This window comes from uncultured Cetobacterium sp. (assembly GCF_947038635.1).
Lineage (GTDB): Bacteria > Fusobacteriota > Fusobacteriia > Fusobacteriales > Fusobacteriaceae > Cetobacterium_A.
Window position 1 is genome coordinate 12,195 of the sequence record NZ_CAMQXC010000010.1, and the last position, 25,744, is coordinate 37,938.

23 protein-coding genes are annotated in these 25,744 nt (G+C 29.2%); 8 read left to right on the plus strand and 15 right to left on the minus strand.

Annotation, left to right across the window (positions count from 1 at the left end; translation table 11 throughout):
• The first annotated feature begins 9 nt into the window (after nucleotides 1–9).
• A complete protein-coding gene (locus Q0V08_RS02170; protein ID WP_297431682.1) occupies nucleotides 10–348 on the plus strand; it encodes a PTS lactose/cellobiose transporter subunit IIA in 339 nt (112 codons plus the stop codon).
• Nucleotides 349–403: 55 nt separating this feature from the next.
• On the opposite strand, the gene Q0V08_RS02175 is transcribed toward Q0V08_RS02170, so the two are convergent.
• The 3 genes from Q0V08_RS02175 to Q0V08_RS02185 form a co-directional block, all read right to left on the minus strand.
• Complete coding sequence (locus Q0V08_RS02175) at nucleotides 404–847, minus strand: DNA starvation/stationary phase protection protein (protein WP_297431684.1); 444 nt, start codon at nucleotides 845–847, stop codon at nucleotides 404–406.
• Between the two features lie 104 nt (nucleotides 848–951).
• Entirely contained in the window at nucleotides 952–1,704 is a 753-nt protein-coding gene (locus tag Q0V08_RS02180) for an IclR family transcriptional regulator C-terminal domain-containing protein (protein WP_297431686.1), read from the minus strand.
• A 3-nt stretch (nucleotides 1,705–1,707) separates the two neighbouring features.
• Complete coding sequence (locus Q0V08_RS02185) at nucleotides 1,708–2,217, minus strand: hypothetical protein (RefSeq protein ID WP_297431688.1); 510 nt, start codon at nucleotides 2,215–2,217, stop codon at nucleotides 1,708–1,710.
• A 167-nt stretch (nucleotides 2,218–2,384) separates the two neighbouring features.
• Between Q0V08_RS02185 and hcp the strand changes: the two genes are divergently transcribed.
• The gene (hcp, locus tag Q0V08_RS02190) at nucleotides 2,385–4,052 is read left to right on the plus strand and encodes a hydroxylamine reductase (protein ID WP_297431690.1); all 1,668 of its coding nucleotides are present in this window, start codon (nucleotides 2,385–2,387) and stop codon (nucleotides 4,050–4,052) included.
• Between the two features lie 45 nt (nucleotides 4,053–4,097).
• On the opposite strand, the gene Q0V08_RS02195 is transcribed toward hcp, so the two are convergent.
• The gene (locus tag Q0V08_RS02195; protein WP_297431692.1) at nucleotides 4,098–5,087 is read right to left on the minus strand and encodes a sugar kinase; all 990 of its coding nucleotides are present in this window, start codon (nucleotides 5,085–5,087) and stop codon (nucleotides 4,098–4,100) included.
• A 2-nt stretch (nucleotides 5,088–5,089) separates the two neighbouring features.
• The gene (locus Q0V08_RS02200; RefSeq protein ID WP_185890801.1) at nucleotides 5,090–5,728 is read right to left on the minus strand and encodes a bifunctional 2-keto-4-hydroxyglutarate aldolase/2-keto-3-deoxy-6-phosphogluconate aldolase; all 639 of its coding nucleotides are present in this window, start codon (nucleotides 5,726–5,728) and stop codon (nucleotides 5,090–5,092) included.
• A 190-nt stretch (nucleotides 5,729–5,918) separates the two neighbouring features.
• Here Q0V08_RS02200 and Q0V08_RS02205 point away from each other — a divergent pair, with 190 nt between their 5' ends.
• Together Q0V08_RS02205 and Q0V08_RS02210 are read left to right on the plus strand one after the other, a co-directional pair.
• Nucleotides 5,919–6,557, plus strand: coding sequence for a carbonic anhydrase (locus Q0V08_RS02205; RefSeq protein WP_297431694.1), 639 nt, complete (start codon nucleotides 5,919–5,921; stop codon nucleotides 6,555–6,557).
• A gap of 133 nt (nucleotides 6,558–6,690) precedes the next feature.
• On the plus strand, nucleotides 6,691–7,554 hold the full coding sequence (locus Q0V08_RS02210) for a mechanosensitive ion channel family protein (protein ID WP_297431696.1): 864 nt from the start codon (nucleotides 6,691–6,693) through the stop codon (nucleotides 7,552–7,554).
• 29 nt (nucleotides 7,555–7,583) lie between these two features.
• Here the strand turns inward: Q0V08_RS02210 and Q0V08_RS02215 are convergent, their stop codons facing one another.
• Nucleotides 7,584–8,468: a hypothetical protein gene (locus Q0V08_RS02215; protein ID WP_297431698.1), complete on the minus strand. Its 885-nt coding sequence runs from the start codon at nucleotides 8,466–8,468 to the stop codon at nucleotides 7,584–7,586.
• A gap of 167 nt (nucleotides 8,469–8,635) precedes the next feature.
• Here Q0V08_RS02215 and Q0V08_RS02220 point away from each other — a divergent pair, with 167 nt between their 5' ends.
• Complete coding sequence (locus Q0V08_RS02220; protein WP_297431699.1) at nucleotides 8,636–9,076, plus strand: DUF2147 domain-containing protein; 441 nt, start codon at nucleotides 8,636–8,638, stop codon at nucleotides 9,074–9,076.
• On the plus strand, nucleotides 9,073–11,919 hold the full coding sequence (locus Q0V08_RS02225) for a non-ribosomal peptide synthetase (RefSeq protein WP_297431701.1): 2,847 nt from the start codon (nucleotides 9,073–9,075) through the stop codon (nucleotides 11,917–11,919). Before Q0V08_RS02220 ends, Q0V08_RS02225 begins: the two co-directional genes overlap by 4 nt.
• Nucleotides 11,920–11,957: 38 nt before the next feature.
• Here Q0V08_RS02225 and Q0V08_RS02230 read toward each other — a convergent pair whose 3' ends face one another.
• The 9 genes from Q0V08_RS02230 to glgB all read right to left on the minus strand — a co-directional run bounded on the left by Q0V08_RS02230 (nucleotide 11,958) and on the right by glgB (nucleotide 24,417).
• Nucleotides 11,958–12,677 (minus strand): basic amino acid ABC transporter substrate-binding protein, encoded by a 720-nt coding sequence (locus tag Q0V08_RS02230; RefSeq protein ID WP_297431703.1) that lies wholly within the window; start codon nucleotides 12,675–12,677, stop codon nucleotides 11,958–11,960.
• Between the two features lie 34 nt (nucleotides 12,678–12,711).
• Nucleotides 12,712–13,440 (minus strand): amino acid ABC transporter ATP-binding protein, encoded by a 729-nt coding sequence (locus Q0V08_RS02235; RefSeq protein ID WP_297431705.1) that lies wholly within the window; start codon nucleotides 13,438–13,440, stop codon nucleotides 12,712–12,714.
• A complete protein-coding gene (locus Q0V08_RS02240; RefSeq protein WP_297431707.1) occupies nucleotides 13,437–14,102 on the minus strand; it encodes an amino acid ABC transporter permease in 666 nt (221 codons plus the stop codon). Before Q0V08_RS02240 ends, Q0V08_RS02235 begins: the two co-directional genes overlap by 4 nt.
• Before the next feature lie 399 nt (nucleotides 14,103–14,501).
• Nucleotides 14,502–16,439: a glycoside hydrolase family 13 protein gene (locus tag Q0V08_RS02245; protein ID WP_297431709.1), complete on the minus strand. Its 1,938-nt coding sequence runs from the start codon at nucleotides 16,437–16,439 to the stop codon at nucleotides 14,502–14,504.
• The gene (locus Q0V08_RS02250) at nucleotides 16,432–18,864 is read right to left on the minus strand and encodes a glycogen/starch/alpha-glucan phosphorylase (protein ID WP_297431711.1); all 2,433 of its coding nucleotides are present in this window, start codon (nucleotides 18,862–18,864) and stop codon (nucleotides 16,432–16,434) included. Before Q0V08_RS02250 ends, Q0V08_RS02245 begins: the two co-directional genes overlap by 8 nt.
• The gene (gene glgA / locus Q0V08_RS02255; RefSeq protein WP_297431713.1) at nucleotides 18,861–20,303 is read right to left on the minus strand and encodes a glycogen synthase GlgA; all 1,443 of its coding nucleotides are present in this window, start codon (nucleotides 20,301–20,303) and stop codon (nucleotides 18,861–18,863) included. The genes Q0V08_RS02250 and glgA overlap by 4 nt, the downstream gene beginning before the upstream one ends.
• Nucleotides 20,304–20,324: 21 nt before the next feature.
• Nucleotides 20,325–21,416 (minus strand): glucose-1-phosphate adenylyltransferase subunit GlgD, encoded by a 1,092-nt coding sequence (gene glgD, locus Q0V08_RS02260; protein WP_185890793.1) that lies wholly within the window; start codon nucleotides 21,414–21,416, stop codon nucleotides 20,325–20,327.
• Nucleotides 21,416–22,534 carry a glucose-1-phosphate adenylyltransferase gene (locus tag Q0V08_RS02265; RefSeq protein ID WP_257163068.1) on the minus strand — a complete coding sequence of 373 codons (1,119 nt, stop codon included), beginning with the start codon at nucleotides 22,532–22,534 and terminating at the stop codon, nucleotides 21,416–21,418. The genes glgD and Q0V08_RS02265 overlap by 1 nt, the downstream gene beginning before the upstream one ends.
• 2 nt (nucleotides 22,535–22,536) lie before the next feature.
• A complete protein-coding gene (glgB, locus tag Q0V08_RS02270; protein WP_297431716.1) occupies nucleotides 22,537–24,417 on the minus strand; it encodes a 1,4-alpha-glucan branching protein GlgB in 1,881 nt (626 codons plus the stop codon).
• A gap of 226 nt (nucleotides 24,418–24,643) precedes the next feature.
• On the opposite strand from glgB, the gene Q0V08_RS02275 reads away from it, so the two are divergent.
• Together Q0V08_RS02275 and Q0V08_RS02280 are read left to right on the plus strand one after the other, a co-directional pair.
• A complete protein-coding gene (locus Q0V08_RS02275) occupies nucleotides 24,644–25,273 on the plus strand; it encodes a polysaccharide deacetylase family protein (protein WP_297431718.1) in 630 nt (209 codons plus the stop codon).
• Nucleotides 25,274–25,452: 179 nt separating this feature from the next.
• A complete protein-coding gene (locus tag Q0V08_RS02280) occupies nucleotides 25,453–25,653 on the plus strand; it encodes a cold-shock protein (protein ID WP_023052090.1) in 201 nt (66 codons plus the stop codon).
• Nucleotides 25,654–25,744: the final 91 nt, after the last annotated feature.

Consider the following 25,744-nt stretch of genomic DNA (forward strand, 5'->3'; position numbering starts at 1 on the left):
GGATATAAAATGGTAGATTTTACAGAAGATGAGTTAGAAGAGATAATATTTTCAATAGTAGCATATGCAGGAGAAGCTAAAGGGTGTGCACATCAAGCATTAGCATTTGCAGAAGAGGGGAAATTTGAAGAAGCTGAAGAGTGTATGAAAGAGTGTGACGCAGCAGTTTTAAAAGCTCACCATGTACAAACAGATATGATTCAAAAAGAAGCGGGAGGACAAAAGATACCTTTATCAATAGTTTTCGTTCACGCTCAAGACCACTTAATGACAGCTTTATCTGAGAGAGAGTTAATTAAGAAAATGATTAAATTAAATAAGAGATTATTTGCTTTAGAAAGTAAGTAATAGAAAAGCTTAAACAAAAAACCCCTTGAAATTTCAAGGGGTTTTAATTTTATACTTATGCTAACCAAGCACCAAACATCCAGATATGTTTTTGATATAAAGCAGCTATATCTGTAATTAAAGTAAGAGTTTCTTGGTCATCCTCTTTTTCAGCGATTCCCATTATTATATTAGCTTCAGCTAATAAAAGTTTGAAATCTTCTAACATTAATTTAACAGCTTCTTTAGCTGGATAAGCTTTAGTTTCAGCTTCAGCTAAAACAGTATGTTTTAAATAGATTTCTAAAGATCCAAAAGGTCTGTGTCCGATCATTAAAATTCTCTCAGCAACAGAATCGATTTGTCCATCAATTTCACCCATTATTCCATCAAGCATAGGATGTATAACAAAGAAATGCTCTCCAGTTAAGTTCCAGTGGAAATTATGTACTTTAGTTTTAAATACATGTAAGTCTCCTACAAATTTGTTCATTTGAAATACTAGATCTTTATTTTCCATAAAAAATCCTCCTCTTGTTTAAAAAACCTTTAGTTTTTATTTTCTGACTTCACTTTCATTATTCGAGGATTTTATAAATTTCCTTTTAAGAAAATAAAAAAAAATTAATAAGACATATTAATAAGAGTTGTACTTATCTTTTCAGAGATTTCTTTCATAGCAGATATAATCTCATTTATATGAGTTTCATTAGTATTAGAACTAAAAAAAGGGCAACTTAAAGCAGCTATAATTTTATTATTTTTATCATAAATAGGAATAGCTACAGCACTAATTGTATTTGAATGTTCCATATTATCAAATGCAATTTTTTTTATATTAACTTTAAAAAGCTCTTTTTTTAAAGTATTTCTACTAGTTATAGTATTTTCAGTATATTTTGGCAAAACTTCAGGAAGTAAAGAGTTTAATTTTTTTTCAGTTAGTTGACATATTAAAATTTTACTTGCTGCGCCAGCATGTAGAGGAAAGATTGCATTTTCTGGAACTGTAATTTTATAATAATCATTACTTTCAACAGAGGCAATGACTCTAATTTTATTTTTATCAAAAACACTAACTTTAAATGTTTCTTTAAACTTTAAAGATAGCTCTTCTAAGTATGGGTACGAAACATTTTTAATTAAATTATAATTTTTATTTTTATTTGAAAAGTAATCGAACTTATTTCCTAAAGTATAATCTTTTCCATTTTGATAGATATACCCCATTGTAACTAAAGTATAGATTAATCTGTTTGTAGTGGCTTTGGGGATATTTAAATCTTTAGAAATTTCAGCTTGAGAAGCTTTTTCTTTTAAGTAGAGATAGTTAAAAATTTTATCAATTTTTTCCATAGCTGGAACTAATTTTTTCATATTTTAATTCACCATTGTTATAGTTTTTTGTACTTTTCCAAATCCTTTTTGATAAGTAGTTCTTTCTGTTGTTCCACTAGGATATCTTTTCTCTACAGTAACCTCAGGTCCAGATTCAGCATCTATAAATTCAACTATTTCATAGATATTTTCGCCAGATTTCCAAGTTTTTCCAACTGTAAATGGTGCTTTTAAAACAACTTCACCTTTAGTTAAATTAAGGTTATCTATATTTACATGAGTATCTTCTCCAACATAGATTAAAGATATTGAATCTCTATTAACAAGATAGACTCTTTCAACTCTTGTAGCTGTATCAGTAGTTTCTTCAACAATAAATCTTAAACCGTTTTTTCTAACTGTTTTGCTAGTAGTTTTTGAACCAGCATTTTCAAAGCCACCTTTATAAGTAAAATCTCCTGCTACAAAAAAATCAGAGACAACATATTCTTCTGTATTGCTACATCCCATTAAAAAAAGTAAAAAACCAAAAACAAATAGATATTTTTTCATAAAATCTCCTCCTATAATAAAGAATGTTTTCATTAGTATAAACTGATTATACCTTAAATATAAAAAATCTACTAGAAAAAAAGTTGAGTCTGTAACATATGTTACAGAAAAAAAATAACTATACTGATATAATCCACTTATAAATTAAAAAAGAGGGAGAGATATAAATGGAAAAAATACCAATGTTTTGTTTTCAATGTCAAGAAACAGCAGGAAATAAAGGCTGCTCAGTAGTAGGAGTTTGTGGAAAGAAACCAACTACATCGAATCTTCAAGATTTACTTATTTATACAGCAAAAGGTATATCTATTTTAAGAGAGAATTTATCTTTAGAAAATAGATTAGAAAATAAAGAATTAAATTCAGAGATTGACTATTATATAACAAACTCTTTATTTATAACAATAACAAATGCAAACTTTGATGATGAGATGATATCTAAAGAGATTTTAAAAGGATTAGAAATCAGAGATAAAGTAAAAGCTCAATTAGAAAGTTTAGGGCTGGATATAAAAAGATTAAAAAATCATGATGCAACAACATTTATAGTAGAAACAATAGAGGAAATGAATAAAAAAGCTTTAACTATTGGAGTACTTTCAACTGAAAATGAAGATGTAAGATCTTTAAGAGAGGTTATAACTTATGGTTTAAAAGGTATGGCAGCATACTATGAACACTCTGTAAATTTAGGATATGAAAAGTCAGAAATAGTTATGTTTATAGAAAAAGCTTTAGCTTCAACTTTAGATGATTCAATAGAGTTAGGAGATTTAGTAGGATTAACTTTAGAAACAGGAAAGTTTGGAGTAGATGTAATGGCATTACTAGATTCTGCTAATACAGGAAAATTTGGAAATCCAGAGATAACAGAGGTAAATATAGGAGTTAGAAATAATCCAGGAATTTTAATATCAGGTCACGATTTAAATGATATAGTTCAACTTTTAGAGCAAACAGAGGGAACAGGGGTAGATGTATATACTCACTCAGAAATGTTACCAGCTCACTACTATCCGGAGCTAAAAAAATATAAACACCTAGCTGGAAACTATGGAAATGCATGGTGGAAACAAAAAGAGGAGTTTGAAACATTTAATGGTCCTGTTGTATTTACAACAAACTGTATAGTACCACCAAAAGCCGGAGCTTCGTATGAAGGAAAAGTATTTACAACAAATGCAACTGGATTCCCAGGATGGAAAAGAGTTGAAGAGAAAGATGGAAAGAAAGATTTCTCAGAAGTTATAGCATTGGCTAAAACATGTAAAGCACCAACAGAGATTGAAACAGGAAAAATTATAGGTGGGTTTGCACATAACCAAGTATTTGCACTAGCTGATAAAGTTGTAGATGCTGTAAAATCTGGAGCTATTAGAAGATTCTATGTAATGGCAGGATGTGATGGAAGAATGAAGTCTAGAGACTATTATACAGAGTTTGCAGCTAACTTACCAAAAGATACAGTTATTTTAACAGCAGGTTGTGCAAAGTATAAATATAACAAATTAAACTTAGGGGATATAGGTGGAATTCCAAGAGTTTTAGATGCAGGACAATGTAATGATTCATACTCTTTAGCATTAATAGCTTTAAAATTAAAAGAGGTATTCCAATTAAATGATATAAATGAATTACCAATTACATATAATATAGCTTGGTATGAGCAAAAAGCCGTAATAGTTTTACTAGCATTACTGCATTTAGGAGTTAAAAATATCCATTTAGGACCAACAATTCCAGCGTTTTTATCAGGAAATGTTTTAAAAGTTTTAATAGATAACTTTAATATTGGAACTATTTCAACAGTAGAAGAGGATTTAAAGAATTTCTAAAAAATAAAAATGGTAAGAGATGAGTTTCTTACCATTTTTTTTATATTATCTTGAAACAGTTGAAATACCATTATTGATGATGTTATAAATCTCATCTTTTGAAACTAAGTTCGCATCTCCTCTTACAGTGTGCTTATAAACAGAAGCAGCAGTTGCAAAATCTACAATATCTTTAGGTGAGTGGTTATTATAGATTCCAAAAAGAGCTCCAGCAGCGAAAGCATCTCCTCCACCAACTCTATCAACAATTTGGAAAGTATATCTAGGTGAAGCTATAAGCTCACCATCTTTAAAAATGAAACCAGTTAAAGAGTTTTCGTTAACTGAGTGAGTTTCACGTTTTGTAGAAAGTAGATATTTTATATTTGGATATTTTTTTGTAATCTCTTTATAATATTCATTTAAATCAGAATGATCTCCTAATTTCATAATATTTTTAGCATCTAAAATACCAGCAAAACAGATATCTATATATGGAAGGTAACTTGTTAAAACTGGAGAAGCTTCATCTAAAGTCCAAAGTTTTCCTCTATAGTTAAAATCAAAGCTGATTGAAACTCCCATCTCTTTGGCTTTCTCCATAATTTTAATAGTAAGCTCCTTACAATTTTCAGAAAGAGCAGGTGTAATCCCAGAAAGGTGTAGTATTTTACAATCTTTTAAAATAGATTCTATTTGTAATTCATTATAATCTAAAGTAGAAAATGATGAGTATTTTCTATCATAGATAACTGATGACGCTCTAACACTTGTTCCAACTTCTAAGTAATAAGTTCCAAGTCTTTCTCCACCAAGAACTATATTTTTTGTTTCAACTCCATTAGCTTTTAAATATCTAAAAATAGAGTCAGAAAGTGGATTGTTTGGAAGTTTAGTAACATATTCAGACTCTATTCCAAAGTTTGCAAGAGAAACAGCTACGTTAGCTTCTCCACCACCATAGTCAGCTCTAAATGTATTACTCTGAATAAATCTATTGTTATTTTCAGTGGAAAGACGTAACATAATCTCCCCAAGAGTTACGATTTTACTCATAATTAGATCTCCTCTCTAACCTTTTTAACTTTAGCGATAAAAGCTTTTGCAGTAGCAGTAATCTCTTCGCTAGGTCCAGTAGCTAACTTTCCACCAACACCAACAGCTACAACTCCGTTTTTAATCCATTGGTCAACATTTTCTAAAGAAACTCCACCTGTAGGCATGATGTTAGCTTGAGGTAAAGGTGCTTTAACAGCTTTAATAAAGTCAGGACCAAAAGCACTTCCTGGGAAAAGTTTGATGATGTCGCAACCTAATTCCATAGCTTTAATCATTTCAGTAATAGTCATACATCCAGGCATGTATGGAATAGCATATCTGTTACAAAGTTTAGCAGTTTCAGCATCAAATCCAGGAGAAACAATATATTTTGCTCCAGCTAAAATAGCAAGTCTAGCAGTTTCAGTATCTAAAACAGTTCCAGCACCAATTATAAAATCATCTCCAGGGAACTCTTTAGAAAGTTCTCTGATAACTTCAGTTGCTCCAGGTACAGTATAAGTTACTTCAATTGCATTAACTCCACCAGCGATACAAGCATTAGAAACACGCTTAGCTTCCTCTAAATTCTCAGCTCTAACAACTGCAACAACACCAGTATTTATAATTCTATCTATAATTTCATGTTTTTTTAACATTTGTAAACCCCCTATATTTCTTTTATTAGTTGACTTAATTTTATAAAAATAGCAGTTTATAAACAATGTCAATTTCATAAAAAAATTCCATATATGAAACTAAAGGAAATAAGCCACTAAAAAGGTAGAAATATTTTGTAAAATATAGTAAAATGTAGGTAATACTCTATATAGGTTTTAAGGAGGAGAAATGCAAAATTATAATGAATTATTAGAAGCAAATTTAGAATGGGTTGAAAAAAGATTAGATTTAGATAAAGATTATTTTAAAAATCTTTCAAAAGGACAAAATCCGCCATTTCTATATATAGGATGCTCAGATAGTAGAATGCCTATTGACACATTTACTCAAAGTGAACCTGGAAGTTTTTTTATTCATAGAAATATAGCTAATCAAGTATTTTCTAATGATATGAATTTTTTAGCAACTTTGGAGTATGCAGTTGAACAGTTAGAAGTAGAGCATATAATAGTTTCTGGCCACTACGAGTGTGGGGGAATTAAAACAGCTCATGATAAATGCAGACACTCTTCAATAATATCAAGTTGGTTAATGCCAATAAAAAAGATAGAGGTAGAGCATAAAGAGGAGTTAGATAATCTAGTAACAGAACAGGAAAGGTTAGATAGATTAACAGAGTTAAACGTATTAGAGCAACTTAAACATATATTTGAATTATCAGTTATAAGAAATAGAATTGAAAATGGAAAATATCCAAGAGTTCATGGATGGGTTTTAGATATTAGAAGTGGAAAGATAGTTGAAATAGAGATTCCAATAGAAGATTGGAAATCGAAAGGAATAATACCTAAAGAGTATCAAGTTTAATAAATAATCCTTTGTCTTTTAAAAATTTAAAAGATAGAGGATTTTATTATGTAGAAGTAAAAAGAATTTGTTTCATCTGTAGAATTTATTTAGTTTAAAAAATTTAAAAGATATAATATTTAGGAGGAAAAAAGTGGAAGTTAAATCACAAAGTTTTGTGGAAGAAGTTTTAAATCATTTAGTTGACAAAAATATTTTTGTGAATTTTACAGTGGAGTTTTTATTTTTTATAATAAAACTATTTATCTGTATAGGGATATATTATTTTGTTTTAAAGTTAGTAAAAAAAATAGCTCCAATTTATAATAAGGCTAAAAAAGAGAATGTAATTGATCCTTCTCTAAGAAGTTTTATTAGATCGATTTTATATGTAGGATTACACGCTACATTAATAACGATTTGTCTTTTGATTATGGGAGTAAAAGAGAGTAGTTTACTTGCATTCTTTGGAACATTAGGAATAGGTGTAGGTTTAGCATTAAAAGATAACCTATCGAATTTTGCAGGTGGAATAATTGTTTTGATATTTAAAACATATAAAGTTGGAGACGAAGTAAATATATCTGGAGAGATGGGATATGTTCATGATATTGATATTTTCTCTACTACAGTTAGAACTCACAATAATGATTTGGTAATAGTTCCAAATGGTTCTATTGTTTCAAATAAAGTAATTAACTATACAAAGACTCCGATTAGAAGATTAAAATTTATAATAGGGGTATCTTATGATGCAGATTTAGATGTAGCTAGAGAAGCATTAGAAAAACTTTTAAGAACTAATCCTTTAGTTTTAACAGATCCACCAGTTTATAGTCATGTTGATTCATATGCAGATAGTTCTATAAATATTGCATTGAAAGGATGGGTAACAAATGAGCATTACTGGACAGTTTATAAAGAAACATTAAATGGTATTAAAGGTGCTTTAGATAGAGAGAATATAAGTATACCATACCCACAAATGGATGTTCATTTAAATAATATAGATAAATAAAATAAAAAAGCTGAAGAAATTCAGCTTTTTTAAAATCTATATCCTAAAGAAAGTGTAACACTCTTTCTTTTTCCAAAACCAACTTCAGTTGTAAATTCAACTGATTTATTTATCTCACTTCTAAAACCAATAACATTGTTCCAAGGAGATGATGTACTTTCTTTTACTTCAAATTTTCCATCTTTAACTTTGATTCCAGCAGGAAGAATTCCAAGTGTATTAATATCTCCTTTTAAAGTTTGAGTGATATTTTGATACATGGTTCCAATCCAAATAGAGTTTTTAGTATTATAAAAATTAAAATTATAACCAATTTTTGGAGAAACAACAAAAGCAGAGATATCTCCCTCGATAATATTTAAAGTAGTATTAGTATAATTGAAATCAACTAGAGAGAAGAAATTTTTATATCCTCCAGCTAAGACAGTTCCAACTCCATAAGTAGTTCCTTCATATCTTAAAGTAAAATCAACATCTTTAATAGGAAGAGAAGTGGGTTTTCCTCCTGGAAAAATAGATGGTAAAAGAAAGCTCCCATTAACATTAGCTGTAGAATGTCCCTTTGTTTTTCCTAAAATCCCATAGACATTTAAAAAAGGAAAAACCCAAAGATCCGCTTTAACTAATTTATTTGTATTAACTGTTTTAGCCTTATCAGCAGTAAGATTTAAACTTTTTCCAATATCTAATTTGCCGATAGTTCCTGTTAAATTAATCTCTTTAATATCCACATCTTGTTTCATATCTACATATATAACATTTATTCCATAAGGGTTTGGAAGTTCATAACCTCTTTCTCGTGCTTCATTTCCAAGTAAAGGAAAGAATGATTTATCTTGTAAAGAATTATCAGAAGAGATAAGTAAAATACTATTAAAAATAAAAGTAATAAGTAATACTAAAGTTTTTTTCAAAAGAGCCTCCTAAAATATATTTTAACGGAGAATTATATCATAAAAAGATAAATAAAGCTATTGGAAAATTAATAGAAAACAAAAGGGTAAGGCATTTCTAATATTACTGTTTAAGAATATAGGGTATAATATTTATCCATAAAAAACAGGAGGGAGATTGTGATAAAATGAGAGTAATTATATTATTTATAATGTTTGGAAATATGTTATTTGCTAATTCAATTTTGGGATATTGGATGACTCAAGAGGGAAAAAATGGAAAGGAAGCTATTGTTTTAATAGAGAAAGAAAAAAATACATATATAGGAAGAATAAAGTATATAGCGACAGTTGATAAAAAATTTAATATAATAAGTTATACAAATAAAGATGAGATAGTAGATTTTGAGTTAGTAAAAGATTTTCAAAAAATTGATGATGTAACATATAAAAAAGGGCGGATAATAGATCCGAAAAGTTTAAGAGAGTATTATGCTTCTGTAAAGCTTGAAGGAGATAAATTTATATTAAGAGGTTCACTTGATCCTCATGGAATATTGGGAGCTAAGAGAGTTTGGAAAAAAGTAAATAAAGAGTATATAAAAAAATATGGTGATGAAAAATTATGATGAATAGTAGAAAGCTATCTCCTAATGAAAGGATGTATCTAGCATTTGAAAAAAACTATAACTCTTTTGTAATAAATAGGATTGTAGAGGGAAAGGGAGATATTAAGCTAGATACTTTTCAAAAAGCTGTTAATAAAGTTAGTGAAATATATCCTGAAAGTAGATTTAAATTAAAAAATGGATTTTGGATAGATTCGAAAATTAATCCAAAGGTTATAAAAATTCAAAGAAGAGATGTGGAAAAAGATTTTAAAGAGTTAATGAAAAGAAAGATAGATTTAACTAAAGAGGTAGCTTGTGAAATATACTATCTTAATGAATTTGATAAAATAACAATTATATTTAGAACTCATCATGGGGTAATGGATGGAAAGGGACAAGGAGTTTGGATTGAAGCAATTTTTAAGGAGCTTAATAACTTAGAAGTTGAAAAATTTTCTTCTAAAATGAGAGACATAGATTTACTAAGAAAAAATGGAATTAAGAAAAGTAGTGATATAGTAACAGTTGGAAAATACTTACCGTTAAAGAATAGATTATCTTATAAAATTACAGATCCTATCTCTAAAAAAATTGAAATTGATGAGAAAATAAATAGTATAACAGCTAAATTAATAGGGAGTATTCATAAACTAAGTGAAGATTCTAAAAGTAGGTTTATAATAACTAGAGATATAAGAGAAAAGTTTTTAGAAGAAAAATTAAATACTGGAAATCTGTCGCTACCTATGTACTTAGAAACTAAAAGTGACAATTGGCAAGAGATAAATAAAGATTTAATAAATACAATATTAAAAAATGAAGATATAGAATATTCACCAAAGGAGTATTTTATATTTGAAAACATTCCAATAAATATTTTAAGTTTAGGATTAAAATATACGATTTTTAACTATAATAGACAAGAAAAAGCTGCAACAACTGCTGTAATCTCAAATTTAGGTAGAATTGATTTAGAAAATTATAAAACAAAATACTTTATACCAAATAAAGTTTATGCATTACCAGTTATAACACCTCTAGTCCCATTATCTTTTGTAATAACTGAGTTAGAGAATAAAACCATAATAACTGTAGGTTATTATGAAGGTAACTATGAAGAGGAAAAGTTAGAGGAGTATTTAGAAAAATTAAAAGATACTCTTTTAAATAGGGTGAAAGTTGAGATTAAAGGGGATAAAGAGATAAAAAAAATTAATATATTTAAAGAGATTTTTAAAAAAATTAATCAAGAGAATACCTTAGTTTTAGAGAGTAACGAAGAGGTAAGTTATAGAGATATATTTTTTAAGGCTTCAAAAGTAGCCAATTATTTAAAAGAAATAGGAGTTAATAAAGGAGATAGAGTTTCTATATCAACAAAACGAGATTCAAGTTATTTAATCTCTATATTAGCTTGTATAAAAGTAGGAGCTATTTTTATACCAATAGATCCAGATTACCCAAGGGAAAGGATAGATTATATAAAAGAGAGCTCAGAAAGTAAGATATTATTAGAATCCTTAGATTTTATTTTAAAAGAGGATGCTTTAAGTAATCAAAATTTTAAAGAGTATGAAGAGTATGAAGATGAAGATGTGATTTATACTATTTATACTTCAGGAAGTACTGGAAAACCTAAAGGTGTAGAGATAACATATGGGACTCTTCGTAATTATATATCTAATTGTATTGAAAAATATGAGATAACAGAAGAGAGTATATTTGGATTTTTCACATCAATATCTTTTGATTTATCTATAACAGCTATTTTTACAACATTAGTAGCAGGTGGAAAAATAGAATTTTTTGATGAAAAAATTACACCAATAACTTTAAAGGCTATTTTTGAAAATAGTAAAATGAATAGTGTAAAAATGACTCCTACTCATTTGGAAATTATCTCAAAATACGATATAAAAAAAGATAGATTTAACTTAGTTATTATAGGTGGAGAACAACTAAAAGTAAGTACAGCTAAAAAAGCTCAAGATGTACTAGGAGAGCGTTGTAAAATAGTTAATGAATATGGTCCAACAGAAGCCACAGTAGGGTGTATATATCATATTTTTGATAAGAATAAAACTTATACAGGAGAGGGATTACCAATAGGAAAACCTCTAGATAATATTGATTTGTATTTAGAGATTGATACCAATGAGAATACAGGAGAACTACTTATAGGTGGAGATTGCTTAGCAAAAGGATATTATAACAACTTAAAAGAAACCACAGATAAATTTATATATTTAGAGAATAAAAGATTTTATAGATCAGGGGATTTATGTAGAGTAAATAAAGATGGCGATTTAGAGTTTTTAGAAAGAAAAGATTTCCAGGTGAAAATTAGAGGTTATCGTATAGAGTTAGAGGAGATAGAGAAAAAAATAGAGGAATATCCATCAATAAAAGGGTGTAGAGTTATTCCGAACTCATCTAAAAATGCCTTATTAGCATACTATATTGGAAAAATAGACCAAAAAGCACTTTTAAAAAATCTTAAAGAAAAGTTACCCGAATATATGATTCCCTACGCTTTTTTCGAAATTGATGAGTTTCCATTAAATTCCAATGGAAAATTGGATTTGAAAAAACTTAAAGAGTTAGGACAAAAAGATTTTGAAGACAATATAGATGAGATTACATTATCGACTTTTGAAAAAAAGATTGTTAAAATCTGGGAAGAGATATTAGAGATAAAAATAGATAAGAATAAAGTAAGTCGAAATTTTTATGAATTAGGTGCAGATTCTTTAAGTATAGTTAGGTTTATAAATGAGATAGAACCTTTAATAATCAAGGATGGAATAGAAAAAATTCTATTAAATCCAAATTTAAAAACAATAAATAAGTATAAAAAATAAAAAAAATCCCCCAAATTTCGGGGGATTTTTACATATATTTACATATATTTTTTCAAAAGGGCTTCATAAGTTCCATCTTTTTTCAACTCATCTAAAGCTGTATTGATTTTATTTAAAAGCTCACTATTTTTTTTAGAGATAGCAATGGCATATTCTTCAGGTTCTCCAGATGTTTCAGCTAATTTTAATCCTTTATTATTTTTAACATAGTTTAAAGCAGTTTCAGAATCTAAAACAACAGCATCGATTTTATTATTTTGTAACTCCATAACAGCAGCGTAAGAAGCGTTATATTTTTTTGATTTAACATCTTTCATCTCACTAACTACAACATCTCCTGTAAATCCTAACATAACTCCAACAAGTTTTCCTTTTAAATCATCAAATGTTTTAATGTCGTTATTATTATCATTTAAAATAATAACTTGGTTAGCTGTATAGTATGGGTTTGAAAAATTAACAGCCATTTTTCTTTCGTCACTAGCTGTCATTCCAGCAATAATAATATCTATTTTATTAGTTTCAAGAGCTGGAATCAGTCCATCAAAAGCCATATCTTTAATAACCACGTCCATACCTAATTTTTCCCCAATAGCTTTAACTAAGTCTATATCAAATCCAACTACCTCACCTTTATCAAGATATTCAAAAGGTGGAAATTCAGCATTAGTACCAACATAAAGCTTTCCTTTTGCAAAAGTTAGAGTGCTCATAATTAACATTAAAAATAAAACCAAACTTTTAATAATCTTTTTCATAATATCCTCCTTAGTGTTATTAAAATCTTTTATATTAATGATTTAAAACCTTTTCAATGAAATCTTTTGCTCTAGAATGATTAGAACCATCAAATAGCTCCTCAGGTGTTGTATCCTCTAAAATAGACCCTTGATCCATGAATAAAACTCTATCTGCTACTTTTCTAGCAAATCCCATTTCGTGTGTAACTACAACCATAGTCATTCCCTCTTTAGCAAGATCTCTCATAACATCTAAAACCTCACGTATCATCTCAGGATCAAGAGCAGATGTAGGTTCATCAAAGAGTATAACTTCAGGATCCATACAAAGAGCTCTAGCTATAGCTATTCTTTGTTTTTGACCACCAGAAAGTTGGTCTGGATACGCTAAAGCTTTATCTTTTAAACCAACTTTTTTTAATAAAATAAGAGCTTTTTCTTCAACATCCTCTTTTTTCATACCTTTAACTTTCATAGGAGCTAAAGTAAGATTTTCAAGAACTGTTTTATGTGGAAAAAGATTGAAGTGTTGAAAGACCATTCCAACTTTAGCTCTCATATGATTTATATCTGTTTTAGGGCTCATAATATCTTCTCCACTGATATAGATATGTCCAAGAGTAGGTTCTTCTAGACGATTTATACATCTTAAAAATGTGGACTTTCCGCTTCCAGAAGGGCCAATTACAGCAACGACCTCTCCTTTCATTATATGAGTAGAAACCCCTTTTAAAACTTCAAGTTCTCCATAATTTTTAAATAGATTATCAACTTTTATCATTTATTACTCAACCCCTTTTCAACACCTCTCATAATTTTTGTAAAAATTCCAACTAAAATTAGATATATTAAACCAACTAAAAGTAGTGGTTCAACTCCTCTATAAGTTTGAGATGTAATGATATTAGCTGATCTTAAAAGATCTACACCACCAATAAACCCAACTATAGATGTTTCTTTTAAAAGAGTTATAAACTCACTAACTAATGCTGGAAGTATTTTACGAATAGCTTGTGGAATTATAACCTCTTTCATAGCCATAGGATAACTCATTCCAAGAGCTCTAGAAGCCTCCATCTGTCCTTTATCTAGTCCCTCAATACCAGCTCTAATAATCTCTGCAACATAAGCACTAGAGTTTATTCCAAAGGCAATTCCAGCAACTAAAAATATAGGCATGTCACGGAATCCAGCAAAAATAATGTTAGCCAGAACTAGAAGTTGAACAACTGCTGGAGTTCCTCTAATAAGATCAATATAACAAATAGCAATCCATTTGAATCTAGGTGAAAGTCTTAAAAGTGCGATAAAAATACCAAAAATAACACCAAAGATAGCTGAAAAAGCTGTGACACCAACTGAAAAAGCTAAACCTTGAAGAACATATTGATATCTGTAACCATCAATAAAAATTGTTTTTAGTGTACTTAAGTAATCTCCCATAAAAATCTCCTTTATATTAGTATTTGGTATAAAAAAAGAAGGTCTAAGAGTATAGACTTATACTCTTAGACCTTCCAAAATTAAAAGGGTAAATAATTTTGCGAAAGTAATCCATAGTTATGAGAATAAAAATGGATGGTCAGCATCAAAAATTACTAAGAATATAATAGAATATAGAGTTTTTATTATTTTGTACCCTATTCCTATCATTTCTAAATAACATGACCTGACCTCCTTTAAAAAATTCTTAAACTACTAAAGTTTGATTGATTATAAACTATGAAAATAAAATTGTCAAATATTTTTTTATAAAAATATTTTTCCTAAAAGTGCTTATGAGAAAACACTCACAAGTACCCTTAGGAAAAAAGCTGAGCAGGGGGGAGTGCTCAGCTTTTCTTAGACACTTTTACTACTAAATAAAAGGGTCTTTAGTGGGGGGATTTTTATTGGGAAATTAGTAGATGAATCTATTGGAACGATTAGGGGGTCATTCCAACGATATATGTCAGTCGCTATATTATTACTAAATTGTCCAAGGAATTCCTTCAAATTAATTTTAAAAATTTTTGATTTATTAGGATTTCTATTTGTAAGAACCCCTATAAAGTCTCTCTCGTTGGGAAAGAATCTAATGTAAGCAAATACATCAGGATGTGGTGAAAAAAATTTAATTTCACCTTTTTTTAACACTTTTGAACTAGATCTTAGAAAAGAAATTTTTTTATACCAATTTAAAAGATCTTGATCCTCATTTCCCCAAGGATATGTTCTTCGATTATCTGGATCTTTACCACCCTCTACTCCTACTTCATCTCCATAATAGATAACAGGAACTCCAGGAAGGGTAAATTGAATTAAACTCAAAGATTTTAGAATTCTAGTTGTAGCAGGCTCTAAATATTGAGGTTCAATATTATAATCTTTTACAATATCTTTAACAGAGGTTTTTATTCTTTTTACATCATGACTTCCTAAAAGATTGAAAGATGCAAAATAATTTTCTTTAGGATAGTTTTCTCTTAGAGAGTTCATATATTTGCAAAGAGTATCACTATCGATAGAACTATTATAGAAGTTTAAAAGATATGTTCTAAGAGGATAGTTCATAGCTGAATCTAGTTGTTTACCATTGAAATACTCTCTTCTTTGACCATAGCTAACTTTATTACTAGCATCTTCCCAAACTTCTCCAATAATAACTGATTCAGGGTCGATATTTTTACATTTATACTTTAGGCTTTCAATAAAGAAACTTGGAAGCTCGTCAGCCACATCAAGTCTCCAACCTTTAATACCAGTTTTCATCCAGTGATTAATAACGCTATTTTCCCCTTCAACAATATATTTAAAAAAGCTAGGTTCTAGTTCATTAACACAAGGTAAATCTTTAATTCCCCACCAACAATCGTAGTCATAGGGATAGTTTTGAAATCTATACCATGGATAAAATGGAGAGGATGCAGATGTAGATGCCTCTTTAAAATATATACTATCTTTTCCTGTATGATTAAAAACTCCATCTAAAATTGTATATATTCCTCTTCTTTTACACTCTTTAACCATCTCTTTAAAATCCCAATATGTACCTAAGACAGGATCAATATTATGATAGTTGTTAGTGTCATAACGGTGATTACTAGTTGCTTCAAAAATTGGATTTAAATATAGAGTTCCCACATTTAAGCCTTTAAGATAGTTTATTTTTTCAGTAATTCCTTTTAAATTACCACCAAAAAAATCCCAACGAGCTATCTCATTTTTACTATTTTTTATATACATAGGAATATCAGACCATCTTCCATATAGAAAACTATTAACTTTTGGGTCGTTAACTTTACCATCCTTATTTCCATTTTTAAACCTATCTGGAAAGATTTGATAGGCGATACTCTCTTTAAACCAGTTAGGAGTAGGATTGTTTTTGTAGTATAAGGTAATTTGATAGTCAATTGGAAAATTTTCATAGATATCTCCAATACCACCAAGAGCTAGAGAGTTATTTCCATAGTAAAAAATAGTATTTTCATTTCCAATAGATATTTTAAAGTGATAAAAAATAGTTTTAGCTAAAGATGGAGTTGTAAAATTAAGAGACCAGACAATATAGTCATGGTCTCCAATTTTTTTTTCAGCTTCAGGAAGCATTTTAAACTCCAATATTTTTCCATTTTTAATTATTAAGTTAATACCTAAACAGTTAATATTTTTTTGAGTTAATATATTAAATTTTATATTTTCTCCACAAGGAGTAGCTCCAAAAGGTGTTTTAAATTGTTCATCTTGAGAATCAAATAAAATAGAGTCTTTAGGTAACGAGTAAGAAAGACTATTCACCTCTTTTCACCTCCTTAATATGCCATATATCTTCAGCATATTTTCTAATACTGTTGTCAGAAGAGAATTTACCAGAGTGGGCGATATTAACTAAGCACATTTGTAACCACCCTCTTCTATTTTCATAAAGAGTATTAATTTTGTTTTGAGCTTCAACATATGCAGAAAAATCCTTTAGAACAAAATAAGGATCCCCTTCTCCATATATATGATTTAATATATCCTTAAACTCCTCTTTATTTTCAGAAAAAGTTCCATCACTAAGTTGATTAATAATCTTTTGTAAATCAGGATTAGAGTTTAGTATATCTCTAAAGTTATATGTTCTATTTTTTTCTAAATCCATAACCTCTTGTGAAGTAAGTCCAAATATAACAATATTATTATCTCCAACTTCATCATAGATTTCAACGTTTGCTCCATCAAGAGTAGCAAGAGTTACAGCACCGTTCATCATAAATTTCATATTTCCAGTTCCTGAAGCCTCTTTAGAAGCTGTTGAGATCTGCTCACTTACATCACCTGCTGGAATTATAAGTTCAGCTATAGAAACACCATAGTTTTCAAGAAATACAACTTTAATTTTATTTCTAATATCAGAATCATTGTTTACAACATTAGCTACAGAATTTATAAGCTTTATAATGTTTTTAGCTAAATAGTAAGATGGTGCAGCTTTCGCACCAAAAAAGAATGTTCGTGGAACTATATCAAGCTCTGGATTTTGTTTTAGCTGATTGTATAGATAAATTATATTAAATACATTAAGCAGCTGCCTTTTATATCCATGAAGCCTTTTAATCTGTACATCAAAAATTGAAAATGGATTTATATCTATATTGTATTTATTTTTAACAAAGGCAACAACTTTCTCTTTGTTTTTAAATTTGATTTTATCTAGTGTCTGTAAAACATTATCATCATTTATATATTTTAAAAAGTTAATAAATTTATTTGTGTCATTTAAGCATTCAGGCCCACTTTTTTCGATAACTAATTTATAAAGTTCAGGATTTGCATTTTTTAACCATCGTCTATGGGTAATACCATTAGTTTTATTGTTAAATCTTTCAGGATAAAGAAGATAAAAATCATGAAGTTCTCTATTTTTTAAAATTTCAGTATGGATTTTAGCAACACCATTAATTGAGTGAGAACCTATTATAGCTAGATTAGCCATACGTACTTCTCCATTATAGATTATTCTCATAGAATCAATTTTACTGTAGTCCTCTTCATATTTTTTGCTAACCTCTTCACAAAATCTTCTGTCAATCTCTTCGATAATCATAAGAACTCTAGGAACAGTTTTTTTAAACATATCATAAGGCCATTTTTCCATAGCTTCAGCTAATATAGTATGATTAGTATAAGCTAAAGTTTTAACTGTTATATCCCAAGCGCTATCCCAGTCTAGTCCCTCTTCATCTAAAAGTAACCTCATAAGTTCACCAACAGCTATAGCAGGGTGAGTATCATTAATATGAACTCCTACAAAATCAGAGAATTTATGGATAGATTCTTTGAGCTTTTTATATCTTTTTAAAATAGTTTGAAGTCCAGCACTAACAAAAAAATACTCCTGCTTTAGACGTAAAAGCTTTCCTCGCATACTAGAATCATCAGGATATAAAATCTGTGAAATAGCTTCAACAGCAAACTTTTTATCAATAAATTTTTGATAATCACCTTTTTGAAGACCATTTAAATCAATCTCTTCTTCAGGGAGTTCAGCACTAAAAAGTCTAAGGGTATTAACAGTTTCCATATTAGAACCTAAGATAGGGATATCATAAGGAACAGCGTCAATCTCTTCACAACCAGAGTATACGGGCTCAATTCCATTTGGAGTATTAACTAAATTTACAACTCCACCAAATCTAATAGTTACAGTTTTTTCAGGTTTTTTAATCTCCCATAGAAAATCCTCTTTTAACCAGTTATTTAAAAGTTCTTTTTGATAACCGTTTACAATTTTTTGATTAAAAAGGCCATGTTTAAATCTTATACCACATCCATGACCAGGAAAACCAAGGGATGCAAGTGAATCCATAAAACATGCTGCAAGTCTTCCAAGACCACCATTTCCAAGAGCAGGATCAGGTTCTAATTCTAAAAGAGTATCTAAATCAATTCCTAAATCTCTAAGCCCATCTTTAACAACATCTCGAATATTAAGATTTAAAAGATATGAATTCAATAGTCTTCCAAGTAGAAATTCCATAGAGAAATAATATATCTGTTTACATTTTTTCTTAGTGTAGTAGTTGTTAGTTTCTGCCCAAGATTCAGATATATAATCTCTTATAAGTTTTCCAAGAGCTAAATATTTATGCTCTAGGGAAGCTTCTGTAGTAGTTTGTGCAAAAGTTAGAGTAAGTCTTTTAACATAATCTTCTTTAAATTGATTTTTAGTTAGATTCATAAAAGACCTCCGTATAACGATTTATATTTTTTAGCTGACTCTTTCCAATCAGAGTTATATTTCATACAAGACCTCATAAGAGCGGTCCAAGCTTTTTTATCTTCATAGAAAACTTTAGCAGCATATTCAAGTTTGAAAAGCATATCATGAGCATTATAGTTTTGGAAAACAAAACCAGTTCCTCCCAAGGTATCAGGATTAAAGTTAGAAACAGTATCTTTTAAACCTCCAGTCTCTCTAACTAAAGGAATAGTACCGTATCTCATAGCAATAAGTTGACCTATACCACATGGTTCGAATAGAGATGGCATTAAAAACAGATCACATGCTCCATATATTTTTCTAGCTAATTCATCACTAAATGTTATGTTAGCTGAGAGTTTCCCAGGATTAATATATGAATAATAGTTAAACAGATCTTGGTACTGCACATCTCCAGTTCCTAAAACAACAAATTGAAGGTTAATATTCAAGATATCATCCATAACCCATTTTATAAGATCAAGGCCCTTTTGACTAACTAAACGAGAAACTAATCCTACCATTAAAATATTTTCGTCTACAGGAAGTCCCAGTCTTTTTTGTAATTCCACTTTATTTATAGCTTTTTTCTTTAAGTTAGTTAATCCAAAATTAGCGTAAAGTTCATCATCTTTTCTAGGATCGTATAAAGTGTAATCGATTCCATTTACAATTCCATGAACTTTATCTCCAAGTTCAATAATTAATCCATTTAATTTTTCCCCATAGAAAGGATATGTAATCTCTTTAGCATAAGTTTCACTAACAGTTGTAACTAAATCAGAGTATATAAGACCACCTTTCATAAAAGATACACCATCATAAAATTTAAGTTTATCTTCTGAATAATATGAGGAATCAAGACATAAAAGTTCTCCCAAAATATCTTTAGAAAATACACCTTGATATTTTAGATTATGTATTGTGAAAACAGTTTTTGTATTTTTCAAAAGTGGATCCTCTTTGTAAAAAGCTTTTAAAAGTACAGGAATCATACCTGTGTGCCAATCATTACAGTGAATGATATCAGGAGAAAAATCAGGTATATGCTTAACAGCTTCTAAAACTCCTCTACAAAAGAAAGAAAAAATCTCTCCATCATCATAATGACCGTAAGGTATATGTCTTTTAAAATAGTATTCATTATCTATGAAATAGAAATCCACACCATCATACTCTAAATGAAATAATCCAGCATATTGATTTCTCCATCCAACAGGTACAGTAAAAGAACCTAAAAAATTCATTTTTTCTACAAATTTTTTAGGAATATTTCCGTTTTTTGGAAGTATAACTTTAGCATTAACACCAACTTTTTTTAATGCCTTTGGAAGAGCGTGAGATACATCCCCAAGACCTCCAACTTTTAAAAATGGATCAGCTTCTGAAGTGGCAAAAAGCAGATTGATATTTTTCATCTTCTTTCCTCCTTGTAAAAGTTAAAATTTATATTTTTTCTGAATAACAAGAGGATATGAAGGGTTTCCTTCTAACTCTGTTTCTTCTAAAACAACATTTTTATCAACAATAATATTCTTTAAATGTGTACCAGCTTTTATAGTACAATTTTGAAGAATAATACAATTTTCTACTCGAGCACCTTTTTCTACATTGACATATCTTGAAAGTACACTATTAATAACAGTTCCTTCAATAAAACACTCATTAGAAATAATAGAGTTTTTTACAACCTCTTCACTTAAATAGTGAGTAGGAATTGAATCTTTAACCTTGCTAAAAATAGGTCTATTTTCATTAAAGAAAATCTCTTTTAAAGTTTTAGAGTTTATTAAATCCATATTAGTTCTAAAGTAGTTCGCTAGTGAATTTAAACAAGAAAGATACTCTTTATGCTCAAATCCCATGATTTTTAGATTGTTTTTACTTCTATAGATAATATCTTTTAAAGAGATTTGATTATGGGGTCTAGACATAACTAAGGCCATTAAAAGAGATCTTTTTATCAAAAATATTTCTAAAGATATATTTTGATTTTTCTTTGGTAAAAAATTAGCACAAGCTCTTGTTAGATGATTTTTTTCATTAAATTCTAAAATATCACAACCAAGAAAATTTTCTGATGGTTCAGGAATATTTTTATATATAACTGTAACATCAGCTTCTGAAAGCTCATGAAATTCAATAGCCTTATCTAAGTCTATATTTGCAACCATGTAAGTTGGAGCAATAACAATCATCTCATCTTTAGATTTTAGAAGATCGTCAAAGTTTTCAACTAAAAGTTCAGTGTCACTTTCAACATCACCACTGTGAATTGTAAGACCTCCATTTTTTCTATTTAATCCCCAAGATTTAGCTACATCTAAGTGATTTCTAAGAGAACGACAATTTTTACTAGTAAGAACATGAATATTTCTAATTCCAGAATTTTTCATATATGATAAAGGGAAATCAATAGCTCTATATTTTCCTGCAATAGGAACTGTAGCTATTCCTCTATGGGCCGTTAAAGTTTTTAAAAGATCTCTACTTTCAAAAGATGTGATAACTCCAGTATATTTTGCTAACATTATTCATCCCCCCCACTGATAAATAGAATTTCATCTTTTCTTCCAAAATGCTCATTTTTTTCAACAACAACATTTTCACCTAAAATTATTCTATTAACAAAACTACCTTCTTTTAAAACTGCTCCAGCTAAAATGACACTGTTATGTACTTTAGCTCCCTCTTCAACAAAAACCTCAGAAGAGATAATAGAGTTAATAACTTCACCTTTAATAATACATCCCTCTGAAATAATAGAGTTTTTAATAACTGCAGTTTCTTCAAGAAGGTGACCAGGTTTATTTGTAGCTTGAGAGTATATTCTCCAATTTTTGTCAAAGAGATCAATAGGATTAGAACTATCTAATAAATCCATATTAGCAGCCCAAAGGCTCTCTATAGTTCCTACATCTTTCCAGTAACCAGCAAAAGGATAAGCCATTAATTTTTGATTCTCTCTTAAAAACTTTGGAATAATATTTTTTCCAAAATCTTTGTCTGAGTACTTATCTTGTTGATCCTCTTTTAGTGCTTTTTTTAGAGCAGACCAATTGAAAATGTATATCCCCATACTTGCTAAAGTACTCTTAGGTTCTTTAGGTTTTTCTTCAAACTCATAGATCTCTCCATTTGTATTTGTATTCATAATTCCAAAACGAGAAGCTTCCTCAAGAGGAACATCAATAACAGCTACAGTTGCTGCAGCTCCTGTTTCAATATGAAAATCTAACATTTTATCGTAATCCATTTTATAGATATGGTCTCCAGAAAGAATAAGAACATATTCAGGATTATACATATCAATATAGTTTTCATTTTGAAATATAGCATCGGCAGTCCCCTTATACCAACGATTTTCACTTTCTGTAGAGTATGGAGGTAAAATACTAACTCCAGCTCCTTCAACATCTAAATCCCATGGACTTCCAACTCCAATATGTTTATTTAACAGAAATGGCTTGTATTGAACTAAAACTCCAACAGTGTCAATTCCAGAGTTAACACAGTTGCTTAATGGGAAGTCTATAATTCTGTACTTACCTCCAAAAGGAACAGCAGGTTTTGCAACATCTTTTGTGAGTTTTTTAAGTCTACTTCCTTGACCGCCAGCTAAAATCATAGCTATCATTTTCTTTTTCATAGTTAAATTCCCCCTTTTTTTAATATTGGCTTTAAAAACAGTGTACAAAGTGGAGCTATATTTATTGAAATAGAGAAAGGTTGATCATCTAGCTCTCTATTCATAGGTTTGATAATTTCACTATTAACTTGGTTACTACCGCCAAAAATATCTTTATCACTATTAAAAACTTCCATATACTCAAACATCCTTGGAACACCAATAGAGTGATTTATATACTCATTTTTAGTAAAGTTACAAACAACTAAAATAAAATCCTCTAAATTATCTCCTTTTCTTATAAATGTTATAAGTTTTTGAGTGTGATTTTTATGATTAACCCACTGGAATCCATCAGAAGTTGAATCTTTTCCCCAAAGAGCTGGTTCTGATTTATAAAATTCATTAAGTTTGCTAACATAAGTTTTTAAAGAATCATGTTGTGGATATTTTAAAAGTTTCCATTCTAACTCTTCATAATATCTCCATTCGATAAATTGACCAAATTCCCCTCCCATAAAAAGAAGTTTTTTTCCAGGATGCCCAAACATGAATCCATAAAACATTCTAAGAGAATCAAATTTTTGAATATAATCTCCGCTCATTTTATCAAGAAGTGATTTTTTTCCATGTACCACTTCATCGTGAGATAAGGCTAGTATAAAGTTTTCGCTAAAAGCATACATAATAGAGAATGTTAAAAGATTATGATTTTTCTCTCGTTCACATGGGGTATAAGACATATATTTCAACATATCATTCATCCATCCCATATTCCATTTGTAGTTAAATCCAAGGCCTCCTTTATATGTAGGAGCTGTTACTAAAGGCCAAGATGTTGCTTCTTCAGCAATCATAAGTGGGTTTTTGTAAAGTTTAAAAATTGTTTCGTTGAGTGTTCTTAGAAAATCGATAGCTTCTAACTTAGCATCTCCACCAAGTGAGTTTTTAAGACCTATTTTTTCACGTCCATACTCAAGGTATAAAAGGTTTGAGACTGCATCAGCACGAATTCCATCAATATGAAAATGTTCAAATAAAAATGTTGCACTTGATAATAAAAAGTTTCTGACAAAGGGTTTAGTAAAATCAAAGTTAGCAGTTCCCCAAGTTGGGTTTTCCCCTAAAATTTCGTTTTCGTATTCAAAAAGAGGTGTTCCGTCAAATCTATATAGACCATGGGCATCTTTACAAAAATGTCCAGGGACCCAGTCTAAAATGACTCCAATTCCAGCTTTATGGCATTCATTAACAAGATATTTAAAATCTTCAGGGGAGCCATAACGACTTGTGATAGAGAAATATCCAACTCCTTGATATCCCCAAGATGTATCTAAAGGATGTTCCGTGAGAGGAAGGATTTCAATATGAGTAAAACCTGTTTCTAAAATATATGGAACAAGCTTTTTAGCAATTTCTCGGTAGTTGAGAAACTCTCTTCCATCTTCAGGGCCATCTCCACGGTTATAATTTCTTTTCCAAGAACCTAAATGTAGTTCATAAATACTGATAGGTTTACTGTAAAGATTTTCTGAAGCTCTTTTTTCTAGCCATTTTTCATCTTCCCATGGAAAAGATTTAAAAGGGTTATAAACAATAGAAGCAGTATTAGGTCGAACTTCAGAATAAAAGGCAAAGGGATCGCTTTTCATAAATATTTTTTGATTTTTATCAGCAATCATATATTTATAAATTGTTCCCTCTTTTAAATTAGGAATAAAAAGAGTCCAAACTCCAGTATGAATATCTTTATTCATATAATTTTTTTTACCATTCCAATCATTGAAATCTCCAACGACTGAAACTTTCATAGCGTTAGGTGCCCAAAGAGTAAATAAAACTCCATCAACACCATCATTTTTTTTCAGATGAGAACCGAAAGTTTTATAAAGAGTATAATTCATAGAAATCCCCCCTTTTTTCCAAAAATTTTAATTATTATAATATATTATTTTGAAAAAAGATACATCTTTCCTTTATAAAAATAAAAAAAAATTTCCAAATTAAAAAAAGAAAGTGAAGGAATATTTTGTATTAAATTTATTTAGTATAAAATAAAAAGAAAATATCTATACCAAAGGTATGATATTGTGTTATATTTTAACTGAAAAAATAAGGAGAGGGGAAAAGATGAAAATATTAAAGTATTTATTAGTGGCATGTATGATGACTATGTCTATTTTTGCTCAGGAAACAAAGAGAATAGCTCTAACTTTTGATGATGGTCCAAAAGCTAAAATAACAGAGGAAATTTTAGAAGTTTTAAATGAAAACAATGCAAAGGCAACATTTTTTATTTTAGGAACAAATGGAAAAAGATATCCAAAAATTTTAGAAAAAATATATGATGGTGGACATCAAATTGCAAACCACTCATATAATCATCCAAATTTAAAAAAATTACCAATGAATGATGTAAAAAAAGAACTTGAAAGTACAAATAAAATTATTATAAGTGTAACAAATAAAAAAGTTGTATACTTTAGACCTCCATATGGTGCTTTAGGAAAAACTCAAAAAGAGGAGTTAAAAAAGAGTTTAGGTATGGAGTCAGTTATGTGGAACATCTGTCCTAAAGATTGGGAAAAACCATCTGATGCAGATTATATAGCTAAGTTTTTAGTAGAAAATGCAAAGGATAATGGGATAGTATTGTTGCATGACTATGGAAAGACTGCTCAGGCTCTAAAAGTAGCTATTCCTCAATTAAAAGCTAAAGGTTTTGAGTTTGTAACAGTTGAAGAGCTAAATAAGAAATAAAAAAAATTAATAAAAAAGCTTTACTTTTTAATAAAAAACATGTATAATAATTCTAGATTAATAATATGAGTTTTAAAATTTTTAGAAGAGAAACCTATAGGTAACTTGAGTTTGTTTAACCTCTGATTTAAAGATTAAGATTTGTAGAGTTATAAAAAATAATTTTATGGAGGTATCAAATGAAAGGTACTGTTAAATGGTTTAACGAAGAAAAAGGATTTGGATTTATCACTGGTGAGGACGGGAAAGATGTATTCGCACACTTCTCTCAAATCAAGAAAGATGGATTCAAGAAGTTAGTAGAAGGAGAAGAAGTAACTTTTGACGTAGTTCAAGGTGAAAGAGGACCTCAAGCATCTAACATCGTAACTGTAAAGTAATGATATTTTAAAGCCTTAGAAGATTTTCTAAGGCTTTTTTTTATTATATAAGGAAATTATAGAAAAAATTTAGGCAAAAAAATACTGAAAA